Below are 7,110 nucleotides of genomic sequence, written 5' to 3'. Positions count from 1 at the left end.
ATGAAGTATTTTATGGTGAAATTGTGCACTTAATTTGACAATTCAAGCCCATAATGGAGGATTCTACATGTCAAAATTGATTCACTTAGACGGAAATAGTCTAACACTTGAAGACGTTATCGCAGTGGCTCGTCATGGAGCCACTTGCGAAATCAACCAAGATGCTAAAAAAGCTGTAGAAGCTTCCCGCAAAATCGTGGATGACATCGTCCGCGAAAAACGGGTAGTCTACGGTGTGACAACCGGATTTGGCTCTCTCTGCAATGTCAGCATCTCATCAGAAGATACGACTCAACTGCAAGAAAACCTAATCCGTACGCACTCTTCAGGCTTTGGTGATCCCCTACCTGAAGATGCCGTCCGTGCGATTATGTTAATTCGGATTAATTCCTTGGTCAAGGGCTATTCTGGTATTCGCCTATCCACTGTCGAAAAACTGTTGGAATTGCTCAATAAAGGCGTCACACCTTACATTCCGGAAAAAGGCTCTCTGGGAGCTTCCGGTGACTTAGCACCATTGGCTCACATGGTTCTGCCTATGCTAGGACTAGGTCGCGCTTACTACCAAGGTGAATTACTCTCTGGACAAGAAGCTTTGGACAAGGCCGGCATAGAGAAAATTGCTCTAGCAGCCAAGGAAGGACTGGCACTGATTAACGGTACGACTGTCCTGACAGGTATCGGAGCTCTGGCTACCTACGATGCCATCCAGCTGCTTAAACTGTCAGATGTCGCTGGCGCTCTTTCCATGGAAGTCCACAATGGTATTACCAGTCCTTTCGAAGAAGACTTACACACCATTCGACCTCAGAGCGGTCAGCTGGCTACAGCCCGCAATATCCGCAACCTTCTGGAAGGCAGTGGCAACACAACCGTAGCCACTCAACAACGGGTCCAAGACCCATACACCCTGCGTTGTATTCCGCAGATTCATGGTGCCAGCAAGGACTCTATCGCTTATGTCAAGACCAAGGTTGAGATTGAAATCAACTCCGTTACAGACAACCCTATCATCACCAAGGAAGGCCATGTCATCTCAGGCGGTAACTTCCACGGAGAACCAATGGCGCAACCATTCGACTTCCTCGGCATCGCTATTTCTGAAATCGGAAATGTATCTGAACGCCGTGTGGAACGGCTGGTCAACAGCCAACTGAGCAAGCTCCCATCATTCTTGGTGAAACACCCAGGCCTCAACTCTGGCTTTATGATTACCCAGTATGCTTGTGCTTCGCTCGCTTCTGAGAACAAGGTTCTGTCTCATCCAGCCAGCGTAGACTCTATCCCATCCTGTGAAAACCAAGAAGATTTTGTCAGCATGGGAACTACTGCAGCACGCAAGGCAGCTGAGATTCTCAAGAATTCTCGCCGCATCGTAGCAACAGAAATCATGGCTGCCTGCCAAGCTCTGGATCTGAAACCAGAAAACCATGAACTGGGTAAGGGAACTAAGCCAGCCTACGACCTCTTCCGTCAGCATGTCCGCTTTATCGAGTTTGATAAGGACATCGAAATCTACGAAGAGCTCAACAAGGCTTCTGAGCTGATTGAAAACGAAGAATTCCTAGCAGCAGTTGAAAAGGCTGTGGACTTGACCATTCAATTCTAAAGCTGATGACTCTGTAAAAAAGCTAACCTAAGAAGCCCGCTCCCGTTCAGCTGGGCTTCCTTTTTCTGCCAAAAGTCATTGACAGGCTTGGTAGAAACTCTTATAATAAAGTCGCAAGTATCGTTATGGAAAAGGACAAGATCATGTTAGAAGATTACTATCAGCTAGATAACAGCTACTATCATCGAGGATTAGAAGATAATTTATATGCTGCCAAGTGGGGTATGGTTATTGAGTTTTTGGACTTAAATGACCCTAACTTGACACCTTTTGAGGGTATCAACTTTGCCCTGATTGGCTTTAAGAGTGATAAAGGGGTTTATATCAACCATGGCCGAGTGGGGGCAGTCGAAGGCCCTCAGGCTGTCCGAACCCAGCTGGCCAAACTCCCTTGGCACCTAGGCAGAAATGTCCGATTCTTTGATGTTGGCGATATTGATGGTCCCAACCGCTCTCTGGAGCAATTACAGCAGAGTCTGGCTCGAGCTGTTAAACGACTGCGGGAGCTCAATCTCCGGCCTATCGTTCTGGGCGGTGGCCACGAAACAGCCTATGGCCACTATCTAGGCCTCAAGTCTTCGCTAGCTCCTGACCAAGACTTGGCCGTCATCAATATGGATGCCCATTTTGACTTGCGCCCCTATGACCAGACTGGTCCCAATTCCGGTACTGGTTTTCGCCAAATGTTTGATGAAACTCTGGCTCAGAAGCAAGTCTTTAACTACCTCATCTTAGGGATTCAGGAGCACAATAACAATCTCTTTCTCTTTGACTTTGTGGCAAAATCCAAGGCTATCCAGTTTCTGACTGGGCTGGATATCTACAAGATGGGGTACAAGGAGGTCTGCAAGATTGTCGATGCCTACCTAGCCGACAAGGAGCACGTCTATCTGACCATTGATATTGACTGCTTTGCTGCCGGTGCTGCTCCCGGTGTCAGTGCTATCCAGTCGCTGGGGGTCGACCCAAATCTGGCTGTTCTGGTCCTCCAGCACATCGCCGCTTCAGGCAAGCTGATTGGTTTTGACATCGTGGAGGTCTCTCCCCCTCATGATATTGACAATCACACGGCTAACCTAGCCGCCAGCTTTGTCTTTTACCTGACCCAGGTTTGGGCTCAAGTACATGACTGATCGTCTTTCGAGAGGATTTTTAACAATTTTACTATTATATTTTAGAGACGCAAAAGAGGATGAAAAATAATTTCATCCTCTTTTACTATATATTTGCTTCCTGAGACAAGTCCATACGCAAGTTTTCTAATTCTTTTAGCTGGTGACGGTCACGGTAGGAATTGAGATGGCTTTTGGCCGTATCATAGTAGGTTTCAAAGTCCTGAGCCAGCAACTCCTCAAATCCAGCTTCCTGCAAGTTGCCAGTCAGCAGGCGATACTTAAGCACAGCCATCAGATAGTAGATCAACCCCTTGTCCCGCGGATTGCCATAGCGACTGATAAGATTATCCTTTTTCCGCAGCAGGTCAAGCACTGGCTGATAATCTCCCTTCTCACAGCCAATCAAGGCCAGATAGACTTCCAGCTGAGCCTCTTTCCATGGAAAGCTGAGGGTTTCCAGCGCTTTTTTTGCTTTAAGAAAAATCTTCTCCGCCTGCTCATGATCACCCAGCCAGTAATAAGTCATACCCAAGCCAATATAAAAGGCAAAAATCGAAGGCTCGGAGGTTTTATTTTCTGTTAGATCAATCGCCTCCTTTTGATGGACCAATGCTGTCGTGAAGTTCCCACGGATCTGCTCAATTTCCGCCAGATAGTCCAAGGCCGCTGCAATCTGAATCGAATACTTGGAGCGAAGCGAAGCCGTCAGACTGAAGCAGTCGATAGATCGGTAAAGGTGATGGAGTGACTGCTCCTCGTCTCCAATTATGAGATGATAAAGCCCCTTAAGGCGGAGGTTGATAGCAATAGCCTCGTGATTATTGGCCTGCACTGAAGCATCTAGAGCCAAATCTGTATAATAGCGCATCTCTAGGATATTTTCTGTCTGGATACAGTAGTAGATCATCTGCCGATAACCTTCTAGGAGAAAATCCATCTGCTGCAGCTCCTTGGCCGAGACAAGCACCTGCTGAATATTGTCCATCCCCTGCTGATAATTTCCTGTCCGGATGGCATAGCGTCCTTCCAGATAGAGAAAGCGGAGAACTAGCAGTTGGAAATCCTTGTGATTCTGATGTTTTCTTTCCAACTCTTGTATTTGCCGACGGATGCGGTCAAACTGGTCCAAAACCGCCGATTGATTGGCATCGTCCGTCTTTTCAATAAAGCCAAATTCCCGCGAATAAATCGGAAAGAGTTCGTGATGAAACTGCAGGGTGGCTTCCAGATAATGCAGCTCATATTCCAGAGACTTGATGGCCTGCTTGGCCATCTTGTAATGATAGGCAATGTCATTGAACAGTTGGGCATGATAGAAAGAGCTTCCCAGCTGGTCTTCCATACTCTGAGCAATCTGGTGATGCAGCATCCGCCTCTTTGCCAGCGACAAGCGTTCATAGGCATAGATCTGCAGAAGCTCCTGACTGAACCGCAGCATCAACTTCTCTTCTTGCTCCTCCTCTATCAACAGCTGCTTCTGTCTCAACTCCTCAGTGATTTCAACCATCTCTTCCATAGGCAAAGCCAGTAACTTGCCCAAGAGCGAAAGCGAAGCAGAAATGCTGAAGCAAGCAAGATAGTCTACCAGTTCCTCCTCCCCGCTGCTCAAATAGTCCAGCTTCAAAGACAGCTTGGCCTTGATAGCAGGAGTCAGCGGATGAAACTTTTCTCCTCGCAAGAACTGCTTAGCATACTCCGTCAGAAAGAAGGGAATGCCCTGACTAACCCGATAAATGTCCTCAAGCTGCTGCTTAGACATAGCCACCTGACCTGTCTGAGCCCGTAAGTAAGCCACACTGTCCTGAAACTTCAGCGGCTGCAGCTGAATAATGTCTAGCTTATTACGAACCAGCAAGTGATTGAAAAAATGCTCCAGATAAGATGGCGTACTCAGATGCTTGGTCAAAACAAAGGCCACAGGATAGTCACTCAGATGATTCATGACCTGCTCCAGGACAGCAGCACTAGCCGCATCCATCCAATGGCAGTCCTCTATCAAAATGACCAAGGCCTTTTTCTTGGAAATTTTCTGTAAGATATCCACCACAAACTGAGCCAGCTTATCCGCATCTAGCTGAACTCCAGAGGCACCCTCTATCAAAATCGGGAAATAACTTTCTAAAATAACCTGCCACTGGCTAAGAGAGAGGATCTGGTGCTGAATGACCAAGTCACCCAGTCCATCTAGCAAGCCACGCCAAGGCTGCAGAGCTATCTTCATCTCATCCTTGAAGCACTCAGCCATGACAATCTGGAAATCCTTGGTCTGATTGGCCAGCACTTGGCGAGTCACCGTCCGCTTGCCAATACCAGTCCCTCCGACCAGAACCAAAGCACGCGCCTCTTGGTCCTCTAAAATCTTAGAAAAGTAAGACTCCAAGCGCTTGATTTCATCTACCCGACCGAAAAAGTGGTCCGTATTACGCAGAAACTGCTTAGTCTTGCGCTCGCTACGGTCCTTGGCAAGCACTTCGTGATAAAGTTGCTGGATAGCCTCATTAGGACTGATGCCCAGCTCCTTGTCCAAAAGGTTCACCAATTTATAATAGGTCTCAATTACCTTGCCGGGCCGTTCATTCTCTTGATAGAACTTCATCAGCAGGTGATAGTTCTTTTCATCAAACTCATCAATGCTAATCAAACGGTGTAAATTTTGCTCTGTTTCTTCCAAATCCAGCTGGTTGTTTCCCTTTTCGAGCTGTTGGTAGCAGGCTTGAATATACAGCTGCTCATATCGGGTTCGCATCTTGGACACCCAATAGTCAAAGGCCTCACTATCCTTAAGATAAAAGCCCTGCAGAAAATCCCCCTGATAGAGCGACAGATGCTCCGCAGGATTGTCTGAAAAGAGCTCCACATCACTTTCAATTCTACACTTAGGATTGAGCGACAGAACCGTCCGGTTGGGAGCGATAATCCAGTCCCCGCCCAGCAGTTTATTGGTCTGATAGATAGTATTGCGCAGATTTTTTTTGGCAGTCTGATTGTTTTTATTTTCCCAGAGAATTCCTGCAATCTCCTCCCGATTGACTGTTCCATTGATATGAAGATAGTAGAGCAGGGCATTGATTTTGGCAAAAGGGAAAAAGACTTCCTCTTGATTAAGAAAGACACTCGGATTTCCTAGTAATTTCAACCTTAAAAGAGCTTTGTCCATGAAAACGCCTCCAAAAATGCTTATGAAACTAATATAAACAAAAAAAGACAGTTTAGCAAGTAAATTATTATACTAACCCCTAATTTGCAATTTTAAATTGCTTATCGTTAGGGAGCCATCCTTATAAAATGAAAATAAAATTTTAAAAAGGAACTTATAAAGAAGTACCTCCTTCTGTTCCTTTTTCTACGCATAATCGGTTGGAAATGCGTGAAACAATCCCAGACCTAGGGTAGTATGTAGGAAGCTACTTATAGGATTGTTGGTCTATCGGCCTTGTTAAGTAACTACGTCATCGCTAGTTTGATAACTGTTGACAATCGGTTTTGCTGTATACCTAACCTCAGTCAAAAACTTATCTACTCGAATAGAAAAAGTAGAACGTATAAAAAAACGACTGGGATGAACAGAGCTACTTATAAAAAGTTATATACTGTTCTTATAAGGAGGCTCTTTTCTTATGGCTAAAAAAGAAAGTAAATTTACAAGATACTCTCTTGAATTTAAATTGCAGGTGTTGGAAGACTATCTCAGCGAACAAAGTAGTAGGATGAAAGCTATTATCAAAAAACATGGATTGAAATCATATAGCCAAATTCGGAATTGGAAAAGGAAATATTGTGAAAACCTAAATTTATTGACACAAGATTTGCAAAGCTTTAAATTTACTGGCTGTCCCAAATCCGCCAATCTGTATGACATGACAATTGAAGAACAGAACGCTTATCTGCGGATGGAGAATGATATTTTAAAAACTTAAGGACTCTTCTCAGAAAGTGAGAAGAACCCGCCACTATCAAGTCGTTGACCAGTTGAAAGAAAGCTATTCTATATCCAATTTGTGTGCCTATTTCGGTTTCCCAAAATCCTCTTCCTGTCTCTGGTTACGTAATGACAAACCTACGTACAAACAGGTTGATACAGACTTGGACCAAGTTATTACGGAACTATTTGCAGCGACATTGAAAGACCACCGTTTCATTTGTTATCAATTAAGAAGAAACTACCATATCTTTCGCAATCCCAAGACCATCCTACGCTATATGTGAATACTAGGCTTAAAATCGCCTATTCGTAAGAAACATTATGCCTCTTGTAAGAATTTCTTTTCACATCTTAAGAGTGAATCATTAAAATTATCTCCTCCACAAACGAAAGAGAAATTGATTCGGCAAGTGAAAGACTATATTGACTGGTATAACTATGACAAGCCGCAAGAAACGTAAAAA

At 44.9% G+C, this 7,110-nt stretch carries 5 protein-coding genes; 4 read left to right on the top strand and 1 reads right to left on the bottom strand.

Annotated elements, in window-relative coordinates; genetic code table 11:
• Positions 1-67 precede the first annotated feature (67 nt).
• Together hutH and STRDD04_RS06115 are read left to right on the top strand one after the other, a co-directional pair.
• A complete protein-coding gene (gene hutH, locus STRDD04_RS06120; RefSeq protein ID WP_062200286.1) occupies positions 68-1,609 on the top strand; it encodes a histidine ammonia-lyase in 1,542 nt (513 codons plus the stop codon).
• A gap of 143 nt (positions 1,610-1,752) precedes the next feature.
• Entirely contained in the window at positions 1,753-2,742 is a 990-nt protein-coding gene (locus STRDD04_RS06115) for a formimidoylglutamase (protein ID WP_156469061.1), read from the top strand.
• A gap of 85 nt (positions 2,743-2,827) precedes the next feature.
• On the opposite strand, the gene STRDD04_RS06110 is transcribed toward STRDD04_RS06115, so the two are convergent.
• Complete coding sequence (locus tag STRDD04_RS06110) at positions 2,828-5,881, bottom strand: ATP-binding protein (RefSeq protein ID WP_062200281.1); 3,054 nt, start codon at positions 5,879-5,881, stop codon at positions 2,828-2,830.
• A 460-nt stretch (positions 5,882-6,341) separates the two neighbouring features.
• Here STRDD04_RS06110 and STRDD04_RS06105 point away from each other — a divergent pair, with 460 nt between their 5' ends.
• Together STRDD04_RS06105 and STRDD04_RS11705 are read left to right on the top strand one after the other, a co-directional pair.
• Positions 6,342-6,641 carry a transposase gene (locus tag STRDD04_RS06105; RefSeq protein WP_062200278.1) on the top strand — a complete coding sequence of 100 codons (300 nt, stop codon included), beginning with the start codon at positions 6,342-6,344 and terminating at the stop codon, positions 6,639-6,641.
• 289 nt (positions 6,642-6,930) lie between these two features.
• Positions 6,931-7,107, top strand: a complete 177-nt coding sequence (locus STRDD04_RS11705; RefSeq protein ID WP_082757359.1) for an IS3 family transposase — start codon at positions 6,931-6,933, stop codon at positions 7,105-7,107.
• Positions 7,108-7,110: the final 3 nt, after the last annotated feature.

The sequence above is a fragment of the Streptococcus sp. DD04 genome, from assembly GCF_001578725.1.
Classification (GTDB): Bacteria; Bacillota; Bacilli; order Lactobacillales; family Streptococcaceae; genus Streptococcus; species Streptococcus sinensis.
The sequence above is the reverse complement of the archived record's forward strand: the minus strand, read 5'-3'. Positions and strand labels throughout refer to the sequence as shown.